Origin of the sequence: Actinomadura sp. 1N219, assembly GCF_044326405.1 — a bacterium.
Lineage (GTDB): Bacteria > Actinomycetota > Actinomycetes > Streptosporangiales > Streptosporangiaceae > Spirillospora.
Genome location: NZ_JBIRAY010000004.1, coordinates 373460 through 389430, shown reverse-complemented (window position 1 = coordinate 389430; position 15971 = coordinate 373460). Strand labels below are relative to the sequence as shown.

At 70.9% G+C, this 15971-nt stretch carries 11 protein-coding genes; 2 read left to right on the top strand and 9 right to left on the bottom strand.

The genetic code is table 11. The annotated features are described in order from the left end of the window. Window positions 1-1458: 1458 nt before the first annotated feature. A complete protein-coding gene (locus ACH35V_RS16630; protein ID WP_395973237.1) occupies window positions 1459-2400 on the bottom strand; it encodes a D-alanine--D-alanine ligase in 942 nt (313 codons plus the stop codon). 155 nt (window positions 2401-2555) lie between these two features. Beyond that, the gene (locus ACH35V_RS16625) at window positions 2556-3788 is read right to left on the bottom strand and encodes a PLP-dependent aminotransferase family protein (RefSeq protein WP_395973429.1); all 1233 of its coding nucleotides are present in this window, start codon (window positions 3786-3788) and stop codon (window positions 2556-2558) included. Window positions 3789-4155: 367 nt separating this feature from the next. Here ACH35V_RS16625 and ACH35V_RS16620 point away from each other — a divergent pair, with 367 nt between their 5' ends. Then, a complete protein-coding gene (locus ACH35V_RS16620) occupies window positions 4156-4773 on the top strand; it encodes a GNAT family N-acetyltransferase (RefSeq protein ID WP_131968986.1) in 618 nt (205 codons plus the stop codon). A gap of 163 nt (window positions 4774-4936) precedes the next feature. Here the strand turns inward: ACH35V_RS16620 and trxA are convergent, their stop codons facing one another. Then, window positions 4937-5251, bottom strand: a complete 315-nt coding sequence (gene trxA / locus ACH35V_RS16615; RefSeq protein ID WP_395973235.1) for a thioredoxin — start codon at window positions 5249-5251, stop codon at window positions 4937-4939. 503 nt (window positions 5252-5754) lie between these two features. Next, entirely contained in the window at window positions 5755-6708 is a 954-nt protein-coding gene (gene trxB, locus ACH35V_RS16610) for a thioredoxin-disulfide reductase (RefSeq protein ID WP_395973233.1), read from the bottom strand. 256 nt (window positions 6709-6964) lie between these two features. Between trxB and ACH35V_RS16605 the strand changes: the two genes are divergently transcribed. Next, a complete protein-coding gene (locus tag ACH35V_RS16605; protein ID WP_395973231.1) occupies window positions 6965-7555 on the top strand; it encodes a dienelactone hydrolase family protein in 591 nt (196 codons plus the stop codon). Between the two features lie 77 nt (window positions 7556-7632). Here ACH35V_RS16605 and ACH35V_RS16600 read toward each other — a convergent pair whose 3' ends face one another. The 5 genes from ACH35V_RS16600 to ACH35V_RS16580 all read right to left on the bottom strand — a co-directional run bounded on the left by ACH35V_RS16600 (window position 7633) and on the right by ACH35V_RS16580 (window position 15607). Then, window positions 7633-8412, bottom strand: a complete 780-nt coding sequence (locus ACH35V_RS16600; protein WP_395973229.1) for an anti-sigma factor family protein — start codon at window positions 8410-8412, stop codon at window positions 7633-7635. Next, window positions 8409-9032 carry an RNA polymerase sigma factor SigM gene (gene sigM, locus ACH35V_RS16595; RefSeq protein WP_395973227.1) on the bottom strand — a complete coding sequence of 208 codons (624 nt, stop codon included), beginning with the start codon at window positions 9030-9032 and terminating at the stop codon, window positions 8409-8411. Before sigM ends, ACH35V_RS16600 begins: the two co-directional genes overlap by 4 nt. Window positions 9033-9198: 166 nt before the next feature. Beyond that, a complete protein-coding gene (locus ACH35V_RS16590; RefSeq protein ID WP_395973225.1) occupies window positions 9199-10902 on the bottom strand; it encodes a protein kinase family protein in 1704 nt (567 codons plus the stop codon). A 258-nt stretch (window positions 10903-11160) separates the two neighbouring features. Beyond that, on the bottom strand, window positions 11161-12930 hold the full coding sequence (murJ, locus tag ACH35V_RS16585) for a murein biosynthesis integral membrane protein MurJ (RefSeq protein WP_395973223.1): 1770 nt from the start codon (window positions 12928-12930) through the stop codon (window positions 11161-11163). Further along, complete coding sequence (locus ACH35V_RS16580; protein WP_395973222.1) at window positions 12887-15607, bottom strand: DUF6049 family protein; 2721 nt, start codon at window positions 15605-15607, stop codon at window positions 12887-12889. Before ACH35V_RS16580 ends, murJ begins: the two co-directional genes overlap by 44 nt. Window positions 15608-15971: the final 364 nt, after the last annotated feature.

The following is a 15971-nucleotide window of genomic DNA, read 5'->3' as shown; positions in this document are numbered from 1 at the left end:
GATCAACCTCCGGCACGTCCGGCTGCGGCGTCTTCGCTGTGCGCGCGAGGCTGGGCGGACTGCGCTGATGTTTCACGTGAAACTGAGGCGCGCCACTCGGCACCTGGGTGCTGGAGCTCAGCCTCCGCGGCGGCAACGCGTTGGGTGCTTCCGCGAGAAGACTGCGACTTCGATCGCCAGCCCTCCCTCCCCAGTGCCGAGAGGAGTCGTGAGCGGCTGACATGGAGGGACCAGAGGCGCGTGAGGGCGGGCCCGCTTGCCTCTCTGGCCGCACGGGCTTCTCGTGAGCAATGCGCATCGTTGCCTGACGAAGCTGACTCAGCCTCGCTCTCCCCTGCCGTGAACGTTCGCGCGGTTGCGAACGTCAGTCTTCCGTTCCTGACCGGGTCGCAGACCTAAGGTCTGTCGCTCGAACGCCGTTGTGCTCGTCCGACCTAGTTTGGCGGAGTCGGCGGTACGGGAACCGGCGCTACGACCGGCTCCTCGGCCGTCTCGTGTGGTCACCGCTGTCCGCCCGGGGCCGTGCGATGTCGGGGAGGGGGCGTGATGAGTCGTCTGGAGCTCGCGTGTCTTCGCTCGTCTCTTCCTTGCGTTGTGCGTGCTGGGGCCCGCGCGAGTCCTTAGAGCATCGAATTCGCAACGGCAGGGAAAGTTCGTGGAGCGTCGAGCGGTCCGTCCCTGAGCGGTCCGCGGGAGGCGGTCGGCGCGTCGGGTCAACGCGGCTGCGGTGGGGCGCGTCGCGACACAAGGCGGCTGTGATGGACGACGGGGTCGAGTGCCTGCGGCTGGCGCGCCGGGCTCCCGGTGGCGTGGGGGCGGCGGCTGGCAGATCGGCTTGTTGGTGTCCGGTCGCCTGGTGCTTGGTGGCGACGTGTCGCGGTCGCGGGCGTCGCGGATGTCGCGGACGTCTGGAGTTGGAGTTTGTCATTGCGTCGGGTTCGTGGTCGTCCGGGCGCGGAAATGGTCTGCGTTCGCCGGCTATGCGTGCTCTGGAAGCGGCGGTCCTCGCGACATCGCGGTCTGCGACGTGCTGGTGGAAGTCGCGTTCGGAATCGCTGGTCTTGGAGCGGGCAGATGGCTCGGCGGGAGGTGCTCGGCGGCCGGTGTCGTGTGGCTTTCTGGGTGGCCGCCAGGTGCCGGGGACGCGCCGACGACTCCGGACAACGCCGTCGCCCGTGCCTGGCGAGTGCGACATCTGAAGATGCGACGTCCGGACATCTGTGCGCTCGCGAGGCGTTGTTGGGTGTCCGGTGTCGCTCGGACTTCGGGGGTGCTGGGAGGCCGGGCGGCAGGCTGTCCCGGAGGTGTTGGAGGGTGGCGTCAGAGTTGCTGGACGTCCGGGGCTGGTGCCGTTGCTTGATGGTTTGGGGGTGCTGGGGTGGTCTGCGGTTGGTGGCCTGTTGGGGAATGCGTGGCGCGGTGACGCCAGGTGGGTGTTTGGGGGGTGCTGAAGGGGGCTTAGGGGAAGCGGGAGAGGATTAGGTCTCGGCAGACTTCGCCTAGGTCCAGGCCGGCGACGCTGATGGCGCGAGGGAAGAGGCTCGTTTCCGTCATGCCGGGGGCCACGTTGACTTCCAGGAAATGGACCTCGCCGTCGGGGGAGACGATGAGGTCGGTGCGGGAGAGGTCGCGGAGGCCGAGGGCGCGGTGGGCGGTGACGGCGGCGGCGGTGGCGCGGGCGGTGGCGTCCTCGTCGAGGCGGGCCGGGGTGACGAACTCGGTGTCGCCGGCGTCGTAGCGGGCCGTGTAGTCGTAGAGGCCGCCGGGGGCGACGATCTCGACCGCGGGCAGGGCGGTCGGGGCTCCGTCGCGTTCGACGACGCTGACGGAGATCTCGGTGCCGGCGATGTAGCGCTCGACGAGGGCGGCGTCGCCGTAGGCGAAGCAGCCGACCATGGCGGCGGAGAGGTCCGCGGCCTCGTGGACGACGGATGCGCCGAGTGCCGAGCCGCCTCGCGTGGGCTTGACGAACAGCGGGAGGCCGAGGCTGCGGATGATGTGGTCGAGGACGGACGAGGCGCCGAGGTCGTGGAAGACCTCTTTGGGGAGCGCGACGGAGTCCGGTGTGCGGAGGCCCGCGCGGCGGACGACGGACTTGGCGGTCGGCTTGTCCCACGCGACTCGGCAGGCGTCCGGGCGGGCGCCGACGTAGCGGACGTCCAGGAGTTCGAGGACGTCGCGGATCGAGCCGTCCTCACCCGCCGCGCCGTGCAGGACGGGGAACACGGCGTCCGGGGGATCGTCAGACAGGGAGTCCAGGAGTGTCGCGTCCGCGTCGCGGAGTTCGACGGGGATGTCGAGGGCGCGCAGCGCCTCCGTGACGCGCCGGCCGGAGCGAAGCGAGACCTCCCGCTCGTAGGAGAGCCCGCCGGCCAGGACGACGACATGCCCGAGTTCCACTGGTGTGCCCCTCTAGATGGTGCCGTGACGTCGGAACGCACCGGCTCCCCCGATGTGAGCGCCGAGTCGTGCCGTCCAACACGATCATGCCTTCAGTCCTGCGCCGAAGGCCCGGCGACCCCGCCCGAGAGGCCGGTGCGTTTCACGTGAAACATTCAGACGACGTCCGGCCCCGGGGCCTGGACGCCGGTGGAGCCGCCCGCGATCGCACTGCCGAAAGTGTCCCGGAGACGGATCTCCTGTTCCACTACCGCGGCGAGGCGCCGGACGCCCTCGCGGATCCGGTGCGGCTCGGGGAAGCAGTAGGAGAGGCGCATGTGCCGGTGGCCGGTTCCGTCGGCGTAGAAGCCGGTGCCGGGGACGTAGGCGACCCGTTCGGCGATGGCGCGGGGTGCCATGGCCTTGGCGTCGAGGCCCTCGGGGAGGGTGAGCCAGACGAAGAAGCCGCCTGCGGGACGCGTCCACGTGCAGCCGTCCGGCATGAGCTGGTCGAGCGATTCGAGCATCGCGTCGCGGCGCGCCCGGTAGAGCTCGCGGAAGTCCTTGATCTGCTCCTGCCACGGCTGGGTGGCGAGGTACTCGCGGACGGCGAGTTGCGAGAAGTTCGACGGGCACAGGATCGCGGACTCGGCGGCGAGGACGAGCTTGGCCCGCACCGCGTGCGGCGCGAGCACCCAGCCGACACGGAGGCCGGAGGCGATCGTCTTGGAGAACGAGCCGAGGTAGATGACCCGCTGGGCGTCGTCCGCCCGGAGGGCCCGCATGGGCTCGTCCTCGAAGCCGAGGAGACCGTATGGATTGTCCTCGACGACCAGGACGTCGTGCTCGGCGCAGATTTCGAGGATCTCGGCGCGGCGGGCGGTGGTGAGGGTGACGCCCGCGGGGTTCTGGAACGTCGGGACGGTGTAGAGGAATTTGACCCGGCGGTGCTGTGCTCGGAGGTTCGCGAGGGTCTCGCGGAGCGCGGCGGGGATGAGGCCCGCCTCGTCGAGCGGGACGTGGACGACATCGGCCTGGTAGGAGGCGAACGTGCCGAGCGCGCCGACATAGGACGGCGCCTCGGCGAGGACGACGTCGCCCGGGTCCACGAAGATCTTGGTGATGAGGTCGAGCGCCTGCTGGGCGCCGACGGTGACGACGACGTCGTCGGCGGACGCCTGGACGCCCTCCAGCGCCATCACCTCGCAGATGTGCTCACGGAGCTGTTCGTCGCCCTGCGCGGAGCCGTACTGGAGCACCTCGGCGCCCTTGCCCGCGACGAGGTCGCCGACCATCCGGCCCACGGCGTCGAGGGGAAGCGCCGAGACGTACGGCGCGCCGCCCGCGAGCGAGACCACCTCGGGACGGGCGACCATCGCGAACAGAGCCCGGATCTCCGAGGGCACCATGCCGGCGGCACGGGCGGCGTAGCGATCGGTGTAGGCATCCGTACGCGAGTGCTGTTCCACGAGGCACCTCCGAGGTGGACTGGCTAGCCTGCAAAATACGGCATCGGACGAGGACACTTCCGGTGAACCCCAGGCGAGGCGTCCAGGCCGGTCGTTCCCGCTTCGTCCGCGAGGATGCCGCGTCCGGGCGGCGGGTGTTGCGAAGGTGTGCCGAGATGGGTGGCGGCCCCCTGTCCGATACGATGCCCGAGGGTCCCGGAATGTTGCCGGGAACTTCAGCGGAGCGGCGTTCCGTCCCGAGAAGCCGACGGCCCGGCCAGAGGTTTCAGGCTGGCGGGCGAGGATCGCAACAGGGGGTGCCGACCCAGTGTCGCGTCGTCTCGTCAACATCACGCTGGACAATCTGAACGATCTGCCGCACCGCTGCCGCGGGTGCGTGTTCTGGGAGCTGGACCCGGTGAGCCGGGACCGGGCGCTGGAGAGCGGCGACTCGGGCCTGGAGAAGGAGGCCTGGATCTCCTCGACGCTGCTGGAGTGGGGCAGCTGCGGCAAGATCGTGTACGTCGACAACGTCCCCGCGGGCTTCGTGATGTACGCGCCGCCGCTGTACGTGCCGCGCTCGGTGGCGTTCCCGACGAGCCCGGTCAGCGCGGACGCGGTGCTGCTGATGACCGCGCACATCCTGCCGGAGTTCGCGGGCGGCGGGCTCGGCCGGATGCTCGTCCAGGGCGTCGCGAAGGACCTCACCCGCCGCACGGTGAAGGCGATCGAGGCGTTCGGCGACCTGAAGGGCGAGGAGGGCGGGTGCATGGTGCCCGCCGACTACCTGCTGTCGGTCGGGTTCAAGACCGTCCGCCCGCATCACCGGTATCCGCGGCTGCGGCTGGAGTTGAAGTCGGCCCTGTCGTGGCGCGAGGACGTCGAGGTGGCGCTGGAACGACTGCTGGGCTCCATGACCCCGGAGGGGGCGCTACGACCCGTCTGAGGCGTTCTGAGCCGATTCATGCGTGTGGCCCGCACTCCGTCAGGAGCGCGGGCCACACGCTTTTCGCGCTCGCCGCGGGAGACGACGAGGTCCGGAAACGCTGCCGAGCACGATCGGTCGGCGGCGGGACGGGCCGGGGCGATGTGGACGGACGAGGGCGCCGTCAGATGAACTCGGCGAGATCGCGCAGGAGGGCGGCCTTCGGCTTCGCGCCCATGATCTGCTTGACGACCTCACCGCCCTGGTAGACGTTCAGCGTCGGGATCTGCATGACGCCGTACGACTGCGGCACCTTCGGGTTCTCGTCGATGTTGAGCTTGACGATCTCGATCTTGTCGCCGTGCTCCTTGGAGATCTCCTCGAGGATCGGCCCCACCATCCGGCACGGGCCGCACCATTCCGCCCAGAAATCGACGAGCACGGGCTTGTCGTTCTCCAGAACCTCGGATGCGAAGTCGGCGTCGGTCACGGCTTTCATGGTTCTCCTTCTCCTTCTCCTGTCGTGGCGGGCGGTGGACGACCCTCCCGCCCGATGTTGCCGGACGAGCGGGCCCGTCCAGCGAATTCATCGGCCGCCCGGCCTGTCGAGCCGCCGTCCAGCGTCCGGACCCTTCATTTGCGTTCTAGATCGAACCGTTGCGGCCCGGTCCACGCGGGCCTCCGCTCCGGCTCTACTTGCCCGGCTGGCTCGATCGATCGGCCTGGTCCGCTCATCTGGATCGGTCCCGGTTAGGGCGTGTGGTGCATTTATTTGTGGGCTGCGGGCCGGTTCGCCAGCCGTCGTCCATCCGCTTCCCGGCGCTGGTGCGCCGACCGGCCCCGGGTCGATCGGACGCAGCCGTTTCCGGGAGGGTGCTGCTTGCAGTGCTTGCGGGTGGCCGACCGTTGACCTTCGGGCCGCGGCCAGTGCTCAGCCAGGCTTGATCGGGTCCGAGTGAGTCGTACCGCTGGTGTGATCGAGGACGGTTTCGGGTGTGCGGCTCAGGCTTGCGGGACGGTTTCCGCGGCGTCCCGGTCCTGCAGCCAGTGCTCGGCGTCGATGGCGGCCGAGCAGCCGGTGCCGGCGGCGGTGACGGCCTGGCGGTAGATGTGGTCGACCACGTCACCGCAGGCGAACACGCCGGGGACCTTCGTCCTCGTGGTGGGGGCGTCGACGAGCAGGTAGCCGTCGGTGTCGGTCTCCAGCTGTCCGGCGAACAGTTCGCTGCGCGGGTCGTGCCCGATCGCGATGAACAGCCCGGTGACCTCCAGCGAGGACTGCTCGCCGCTCTTGGTGTTGCGGACGGCGACGCCCGTGACCCGGTCGTCGCCGTGGATCGCGGTGACCTCGCTGTCCCACAGGAACTTGATCTTCTCGTTGGCGAACGCCCGATCCTGCATGATCTTGGACGCGCGGAGCTGGTCACGGCGGTGGATCACGGTGACGGAGCGGGCGAACTTGGTCAGGAAGATCGCCTCCTCCATGGCGGTGTCGCCGCCGCCGACGACCGCGATGTCCTGCTCGCGGAAGAAGAAGCCGTCGCAGGTCGCGCACCAGGAGACGCCGCGTCCGGAGAGGCGCTTCTCGTCCGGCAGGCCCAGCTCGCGGTAGCCGGACCCGGTCGCCACGATCACGGTCTTGGCGAGGTAGGTCTCGTCGCCGACCTTGACGATCTTCGGGTCGGCGGTGAGGTCGACCTCGGTGACGTCGTCGGTGATCAGCTCGGCGCCGAAGCGTTCGGCCTGCTTGCGCAGGTTGTCCATCAGGTCGGGGCCCATGACGCCGTCCGGGAACCCGGGGAAGTTCTCCACGTCGGTGGTGTTCATCAGCGCACCGCCGGCCGTCACCGAACCCTCGAACACCAGCGGCTTGAGGTCGCCTCGGGCGGCGTAGATGGCGGCCGTATAGCCCGCGGGGCCCGAGCCGATGATGATGACGTTACGGACGTCGCTCACTGTTTCTGCCTCTCCTCATTGGCCGTCCTGCCGCGCGACCTGGCCTGCCAATCGCGTCAACCGATCCTAGGCCCCGGGGATTCCCGGCACGCCGCAGCCGACCCACCCACCTCGCCGATCGTCCGGCAGCCGTCACCAATACCGCAGGTCGCAGGGGGCTGTGAGGCGCCGAGGGGCCGGGCTTGCGCGGTGCGCTCTGCGGAGGCCGGACGGCTCGGGCCATTGGACGGTCCTCGGTGGTCATAGGGTGAGACGCATGGCGCGTGTTCTCCTTCTTCACTCGATGTACGGGCTGCGGCCCGCGGTTCTGCAGGCGGCGGACAGGCTCCGTTCGGCGGGGCACGAGGTCCACGTCCCGGACCTGTACGACGGGCGGGTCGTCGACGACGCCGAGGCCGGCATCGAGATCAAGGAGGAGATCGGGCGGGACGAGCTGCTGCGGCGCGCGGTGGCAGCGGCCGCTCCGCTCGTGGGCGACGGCGGCGACAGTGGCGATGGCGGTCTCGTCTACGCGGGGTTCTCGCTTGGCGGGTCCCTCGCCCAGAACCTTGCGCTCGCCGACGCGAAGGCGGGCGGGCTGCTGCTGATGCACGGGACGTCCGACATGGCGGACGACGCGTCCACCGAGATCCCGGTGCAGCTCCACGTCGCCGACCCGGACACCTTTGAGCCGTCCGACTGGCAGAACGCCTGGTACCTGCGGATGCGGAAGGCGGGCGCGGACGTGGAGGTCTTCCGGTACCGGGGCGCCGGACACCTGTTCACCGACCCGGACCTGCCCGACTACGACGCCGAGGCCGCCGAACGGGCCTGGACGATCGCCCTCGACTTCCTCGCCACTCTCTGACCGCGGAAGGAACCGCGCGGAAGGAAAGGCCATGGACGGTGGCGGGGTGCCGGTGTCCATGGCCTTTGGGTTTGTGGTCAGGCGTCCTTTATCTTCTTCAGCACGTTCTGGTTCTGGGACGAGCAGTCAGGGCCGACGACCCACACGTTCAGCTTCCCAGGCGTGTCGCCGGCGACGGCGATGACCGTGGCCGGGTTTCCTTCGTACTCCGCCTGGTCGACCAGGACGGGCTTCCGCTCGCCGACGAGGCCGAGGACGCATCCGCGGAGCCGCGTGTCCGGCGCGTCGGCGGCGCTCAGCTTCTGGTTGCCCGCCACGATCTCGCCGACCTGCGCGGCGAGCGTCCCGGAGCGGTAGTCGGTGCCGCTGCGCGCGACCGCGAACGCGGGCGCGGGAGCCGCGTTCGGCGCCAGGCCCTGGCTTTCCTTCTGGTTCCCGGTGACGCCGGAGCGTGCGTTGTCCTGCGGTGGGGCCGATGCCTGGCCGTGATCGCCGCTGGTGTTGTCGAGGGCGACCGTTCCGATCGCCGCTCCGCCGCCGAGCACGACCACTGCCGCGGCGGCGGCCGACAGGATCCGCCAATGCCGCCGTCCGCGCCGCTCCTCCAGGCTCACCACGGCCGCGGTGTTCAGCGACTCCGCTGCGATGGCGGTGTCGATGCGTTCGGCCAGTTCGGCGGGCATGGACGGCGCGGGTGCCTCCGCCAGGAGCCGGGACACGTCCGCAAGGTCGGCGGACAGGTCGCGGCAGTCGGCGCAGGTGTCCAGGTGCGCGCTGACGGAGGCGGCTTCGTCGTCTTCGAGCAGTCCTTCGGCCAGGTCGGCGAGGACGTCGTAGTCAAGGTGTGCGGGGTTCACTTGGGCATGCCACCTCCTTCCACACCTCCGACGTTTTTGCGTTCCCGTCGGTTCCGGTGATGACCGAGAAGGGGAGCGAGCCTGGCGCGTCCCCGCGCGCAGCGGCTCTTGATCGTGCCCGGCGGGACCTCCATGACCTGCGCGGCGTCGTCGACGGAGTAGCCCATCATGTCGACCAGGACGAGGGCGGCGCGCTGCTCGTACGGCAGCTGCTCGAGCGCGGTGCGGACGTCGAGGGACACGCCGTGCGCGTCCGTCGGGTCGGGCATCTTCGGCGCGACGGCGTCGAACGTGGCGTCGTCGCCCATCGGCGTCGCCGGGCGGACGGACTTGCGCCTGACACGGTCCAGGCAGGCGTTCACGACGATCCGGTGCAGCCAGGTGGTGACGGCGGCGTCCCCGCGGAACCGTCCGGCGGCGCGGAAGGCGGAAAGGCAGGCGTCCTGCAGCGCGTCCGCGGCCTCCTCCGGGTCGCCGAGCGTGCGCAGCGCGACGGCCCACATGCGGTCCCGGTGGCGGTGGACGAGTTCGGCGAAGGCGTGCGGGTCCCCCTGGGCATGGCGGGCGAGGAGCTCCTTGTCGGGCACCTCGTCGACGCGACGCATGCTCACCGACGTCATGAGCGACCGCTTTCTCGTTCGGGACGCCCGGGACGTGCCGGGTTTCCGCGACCGGCTGCTGGGGTTGGCACCACAGGTTCCTGGGGGCGAAGGGACATCTGCTTACAGGCACGATACAGACATGCGCCGGTCCACGTCACAGCCCTTGCCGTCGCGCGGAAGGGGCTCAGCCGGCGGCCCCGAAGACGGTGATCTCGCCCAGCTTGCCCTTGTACGACGAGGGAAGCCGCGTGAACCAGACGAGCACGTACTGGCCGGTGGCCTGCGGGTTCGCGACGACGGTCAGCTCGCCGCCGTTGGCGGGCTGCTGGCCGATCTCCGTGAGGGCGGTCGGGGTCTGCGAGTTCCCGACCTTGACCTGCAGCATCCCGCCGGTCTCCGGCGAGTGGACCTTCACGTTGGCGATCTTGACGGGGCGGCCCAGGTCGAGGAGGACGCCGAGGCCCTTGGAGTAGTTGCCGAAGTGGGCGTCGCGGTAGCTCTGTGTCTCCCACTTGCCGCCGGGACTGCCGTCGATGACGGACTGGAGGTTCTTGCCGATCGCGGTGTCGGGGTGGTCGGGGCGCGACTGCTGCGCCTCGGCGATGTTCACCACGTCCAGCTTCACCGTCTGCGGCTTGGCCGACGTGCTCGGCTGGCCGTTGTCGGTGACGCCGTTGCCCTTGGGGTCGTCCTCGCCGCCGGTCAGCGCCCAGACGCCGAGGCCGACGATGACGGTGAGCGCAGCCGCGGCGACGCCGAGGAGAGCGCGGTTGCCGCCCGGACGGCGGGGAGCGCCGTGCGCGCCGTGTCCGCCGTGGCCGTGCGCGGGCGCCGTGCGGGTGGACGTGGACGACGGCGGGTGCGGGGCGTCGTGCCGGTTGCGCACCCGAGGCGGCGGGACGTGCGACGACGCAGGCTGCTCACCTGTGGGTGCATGGTGCGGCTGCGTGGACCCCGGCGTCGACGACCTGGAACGGCGGCGGGGCGTCCCGTGCGGCGTGGGCCGCCCGGAGGGCCGCTGCGCGGGCCGCTGAGCGGGCCGGGACGGTGGCGAAGCGGGCGGCGGCGAAGCGGGCGATGGCGGCTGGGTGTGGCCGAGGCCGGCGAACAGCGGCAGCGGGGTGCGGGGCACGCCGCGCAGCGCCTTGGCCAGGTCGGCGGGGGACGCGAGCGGCTCGGCCCGTCCGATGCCGAGGCAGCGGCACACGATCGCGTCGATCGCGTGCGAGATCCCGGCCTGGACCTGGCGGGGCGCGTACAGGACGGCTTCGCCTTCACCGTCGGCGGTGGGCGCCGCGGGGAGGTCGGATCCGCCGCCGTCGCCGGGCCAGTGCGCGGTGAGCGCCGCGTACAGCATCCGGCCGAGGCCGCGGACGTCCTCGCCCGCGGGGTCGTCGGCGTACCGGTCGGCGAGGACGGCGTCGGTCGCGATGCCGAGGATCTTGACGGTGCCGCCGGTCGTCCAGACGAGGTCGCGGGGGGCGAGGCAGAGGTGCGCCAGCCCGGCGGCGTGCGCGGCGGCGATCGCCTCGGACGCCTCGTACAGCAGCGTCGCGGCGCGTCCGGGTTCGAGCGGCGCCTTGGCGAGCATGCCCTCCAAGGTCTCGCCGACGACCCATTCGCTGACGACGTAGGCGCTCTCGCCGCTGTCGTCGGCGTCGAACACCTGGGTGAGCCGGGGGTCGTTCAGCCGGCTGGCCGCGCGGGCGGACGTGACGACCTCGGCGATCCGGGGGAACTCGGGCTCAAAGGTGCGGACGGCGACCGCCCGCGCGAGGATCTCGTCGATGGCCTTCCAGAGCGACGATCCGCCCGAGTCGCTGATGCGCTTTTCGAGCCGGTAGCGACCGGCGAGACGTGTGCCGGGCTCGATGACTGAGGTGCTCACGGCAACGTCCTGGACAGGTGGTCAGATCCCATGTTCGTGGCGTGGCAGCTTACGCCTCCGACCCTCCTCTTTGCGTTCCCCAGGGTGTCGCCCCGCAAGCCGTGGTCCCCCACATGGTAGTGGCTACTCGTTCAAGTGGCCGCCTTATCGCCGCGCGTCCTTTTTACTTTGCCTCTTTACTTTGCCTGGCCTTCCCAGTGGGCGCACGCCCAGTGCGCGCACGGCTGCCCGGGGTCAGCGGCCGGCCGGGGGCGGGGGTCAGCGGCCGGGGAGTTTGCGGGCGAAGGTGGCGATCACCGCCTGGACCTCGTCCACCCGCATCAGCTTGGCGAAGACGAGGTACAGCAGGCCGCCGCCGGCAGAGCCGACCGCCAGGGTGACCAGCGCTGGGATGAGCGTGCTGGTGTCGCCGACCGCGTCCGCGACGGTGTGCGTGGCGTAGGCGAACCCGACCAGCGGCCAGATCGCGACGAGCAGCTTCAGGTGCCCGCCGACGATGCGCCGGCCGTCGATGCCGCCGAGCTTGCGGCGCAGCACCAGCCAGCAGGTGAGCGCGCCGACCGTGTTGGTGACCGCGAAGCCGCCCGCGATGCCGACCACGATCCACTTGACGCCGAGGACGTTGTAGGCGGTGAACGCCATGATGATGTTGGACGTGACGGAAACCACGCCGACCAGCGCGGGCGTCCGGGTGTCGCCGTGGGCGTAGAAGACCCGCAGCATCAGCTGGTACGTGGAGAACGGCACGAGCGCGATCGCGAACATCTGCATGACGCGCGCGATGACCAGGGCGTCCTCGGACGAGGTGTTCCCGTGCGCGAACAGCACCGTGGTGATCTCCGGGCCGAGCACCAGCATCAGCGCCGCCGCCGGCATGATGATCACCGAGGAGAGGCGGAGCCCGCTGGAGAACGCGGCGCGCACGTCGGCGGTCTTGCCCTCGGCCGCGAACCGGCTCATCCGCGGCAGCAGCGCGGTGATCACCGAGACGCCGACGATGGCGTAGGGCAGCTGGAAGAGCTGGTAGGCGTTGAAGTACGGCGTGTAGCCGTAGCCTTCGCCGAGCCCCTCGTCGACGGCGAGGTTCCCGGCCCGGTTCGCGAGCGCGGTGACGACGGCGAACCCGGCCTGGGTCGCGAGGACGTAGACGAGCGTCCAGCCGGCCATCCGCCCGACCTCGCCGAGCTCGCCGCGCTGGAAGTCGAGGCGGGGCCGCCACCGGAACCCGACCCGGCGCAGCGACGGCCACAGCGCCACGGTCTGCAGGACGATCCCGCCCGTGGTCCCGATGGACAGCAGCAGCATCTGCCCGTCGGTGATGTTGGACGGATCGACCCGTCCCGTCGTGACCGCCAGGAACGCGCCGCCGACCGCGATCACGACGAGGTTGTTCAGCACCGGCGCCCACATCGGCGCGCCGAAGCTGCCGCGCGTGTTGAGGATCGCCCCGGCGAACGCGCCGACGCCGTAGAAGAAGATCTGCGGCAGGAAGAACTGCGCGAACAGGATGGCGACCTTCCGCTGGTCGCCGGTGTAGCTGCCCGCGAGGACGTCGATGAACAGCGGCGCGCACAGGACCGACACGACGGTGAGCACGCCGAGGCCGATCACCGCGAGGGTGAACACGCGCTGCTCGTACCGTTCGCCGTAGGCGCGGTCGCGTTCCTTGGCGCGCACCAGCAGCGGGACGACGACGCTGGTCAGGATGCCGCCGAGCAGCAGGTCGTAGATCTGGTTGGGGATGGTGTTGGCGGTGTTGTAGCCGTTGGCGAGCAGCCCGGTGCCGAGCGCGGCGACGATGACCGCGGTGCGCAGGAAGCCGGTGATGCGGGACGCGAGCGTCCCCACCGCCATGATCGCGCCGGAGCGCAGGATGCCGCCGGAGCCGCCTCTCCCGCCGCCGTCTGGGGGATCGGCGGACGGGGCTGTGTCCACTACCGTTTCGGCGCCGCCCGCGCCCAGGCGGCCGCCGGGGACGGGGATGTCAATCGCCGTCTCGGCTGCGAGGTTCCCAGCGACTGGCGGCATGTTTCCCGCCGCCGCCCCCGCCACCGGGGGGCGTGCCGTCGGTGGCCTGTTCGGATGTCCCGCCGGGTTCCGCTGGGGCTGAGGACTCTGCGGCCCCCGTCCCGGTCCCGGTCCCGGATGGCTCTGGGGCGGTGGGTTCTGGGGCGGTGTGTTCTGCGGGGGCGGGCCCTGACCCTGGGGGTAGCCCCTGCCCTGAGGGTAGCCCTGTGACGGGTAGTGGCCCGGTGCCTGTTGCTGGGGAGTGCCAGGGGTCGGATAGCCCTGACCCTGGGGGTTGCCCTGCGCCGGGTAGCCCGGTGCTTGCGGAGTGCCCTGGCCCTGTGGGTGGTTCTGCGTCGGGTAGCCCGGGCTCTGCGAACCCGGGCTCTGCGAACCCCGGGAACTCGGAGGCGGGACGTGCGGACCCGGGGCCGGGGCCGGGGGCTGCGAATTCGGACGCGGGTCCTGAGAATCCGGAGCCGGGCCCTGGGAACCCGGGGCCGGCGTACCCGTTCCCTTGTTCCGCCGTCCCCGCCGATCCCGTCTCGGTCGACCCGTCACCGCCTGCCTCCGCTTTCCGGCGGCGCCTTGCTCTGATGGCCCGCACTCCGACGCCCACGAAGAGTACGGCAAGTCCGCCGCCGGTGATGAGCAGGGCGAGTCGCCCATACCCGGTGGTTCGGACGGTGATGGTCTCGCCGTCCCCGAACGTCCGGCCGCCCGACTCCGGGATCATCAGCTCCAGGCGCACATGGAAGTTGCCGTTCCCGGCCGCCTTCGCCGGGATCCACCGCTGGGCCCGTTCCCCGGGCCGGAGGTTGATCACCGCCTCGTCGGGGTCGAGCGCCCCGAGCCGCAGCTTGGCGCGGCTCTCCGACGTCGGGACCGCGACGAGGCGGACCCGGACGGCCTGGTTCTTCAGCGTGTTCTCGACGAGCACCGGCAGCTTGCCCGAGCTGCCGCCCATCAGCACCCGTTTGTTCTTGGTGGTGACGATGCGGACGCTGTCCATGTCGTCGTCGAGCTCTCTCGCCAGCTCCCTCCGGGCCGCCTTGGCGCGGCCGGGCATCGTCCGCCATGCGACCGACTGCAGCCGCAGGAGGGCGCGCTCGTAGGAGATCTTGATGTCCCCCGTCATGATCGCCCGGAACTGCGCCGCCTCCTGGGCGATCTCGCGCGTTTGCGTGAGGTGCGCATCGCTGAGCTCGAACGCCTCGTAGTCGTCGTTGTAGCCGTTGAAGACCCTGCCCTGCGGCTCCGCGGACTCGATCTTGCTCAGCGGCATCTCCCGCAGCCAGGGCGCGTCCTTGGTGTAGGTCAGCAGCTTCTCGGCAAAGCCCGGCGCCGGATTCCACTGCCGGTCGGGCGCGACGACGACGCTGCGCCGCAGGTTCGGCGTCTCCGCCGCGATCATCGCGGTCTCGGCGAGGAACCGCTGCTCGGCCAGCGCGGCCCCGGCCGCGGTCGCCGTCCCCTTGCTGACGATCTGGTTGAGCTTGTCGTCGTAGAGGACGGCCGTCCGCTTGCCCTCGTTCGTCTGGAGTGTCGTGGTGGCGTTCGGCGGTGTCCCCGGCGGCGGGTTCTGGAACTGCGAGCTGCTCATCAGGAACGTCCCGCCGTCCTTCAGCGAGTGCTGGGCGAGCTGCGCGAGGGTGCCGGGGCCCGCGACGCCGTAGGGCGGCCAGGCGACCTGCGCGTCCGCCGGACGTCCGAGGACCTTCGGCACGACGCCGGTGTTCCGCTCGTCGAGCGCGGCGCCGATGTCGCGCGTCGTCTTGTGCCGGACGAGCGCGACGACGTCCGGGTCGCCGTACGGGACGGTGAAGTAGGGGTCGCCCTTCGCGGCGTTCTTCAGCGCCGCCGTCCAGGACGCCGCGACCGTGCTCTTCTCCTTCTCGGCCGCCTTCCCGCCGAACGACCGCACGGTGTACTCGCCGGACGCCATCTGCTGGACGTCGTCCAGCAGCGCCGGATCGATCGCCCAGGTGATCGGCGTCGTGCCGGCCGCGGCCGCGTTGACGAGCTTGCCGAGCCGTCCGTCGCGCGACATCTCCTTGGTGAGCTGGTCGTCGAAGAACGTCCGGTCGTTGGTGCGGTGCATCCGGTCGATCAGCGGCCAGACCCAGCTGATCGCCACCGGCTGGAACTGCCGGTCCTTCGGCATGAACGTCAGGAAGGTCGTCAGCCCGCCGACCACCTGCTGCGCGGAGTTCAGCACCTCGACGCCCACCGGGTAGACGCCGGGCGTGGCCCCGGGGGCGCGTAGCTGCAGCGCCTTGGTGGTGGTCTTGAACGTCCAGGACTGGGTCTTGCCGGGCTGGACGATGCCCGTGAGCGGCAGCTGCTGTGGGGCGACGGCGGGCAGCAGATTCGGCTGGCCGGACGAGAACTGGTCGAGCTGGCTGCGGCTGGTGACGGGCTGCGCGCTGTACCGCAGCCGCATGGTGAGCCCGGTGAGCTGGTCGTCGGTGCGGTTCTTGGCGAGGCCCGAGATCTCGATCTTCGAGTTCTCCCGGACGGGCTTCGGGTCGATCTTGGTGAGGGCGATCCCCACCGGGGCCTTCTGCTGCGCCAGCGCCGCGGTCTCAGGGGCCCGCTGCGCCTGCGCCGAGGCCGAAAACGCCAGGGCGGCGGGCGCCGCCATCGCGATGCAGGGCAGCAGGGCGGCCAGCGCGACCGCGCGCTTGACCGTTCTCACGCCGGGTCCGACCCGGAGCCGCCCGGAACCGCGCCGTCGTCCACGGATCCGGCCGCCTGGGGACGGCGGGCGTCGTTTTCCCGCACCACGGCCCCGATGGTAGTCCGCGACGCGGGCCCATCAGACCGTCCCGTCCACCTGTGGCGTGTATTCGGCCACATGCCCGCGATCGCCATGTCACCAGTGCCCCCAAAACCCCCACAGACCGCAGACGCCCCGCCCGATGCCGCCCTGCGGGGCGGTCAGGCGACGGGATGGCGGGGTCGCGGGCGGTGCGGGTGGTCAGGCGACGGGGTGGCGGGGGTCTCGGGCGGTGCGGGTGGTCAGGCGAGGGGGTGGTCAGGCGAGGGGGTGGCGGGGGTCT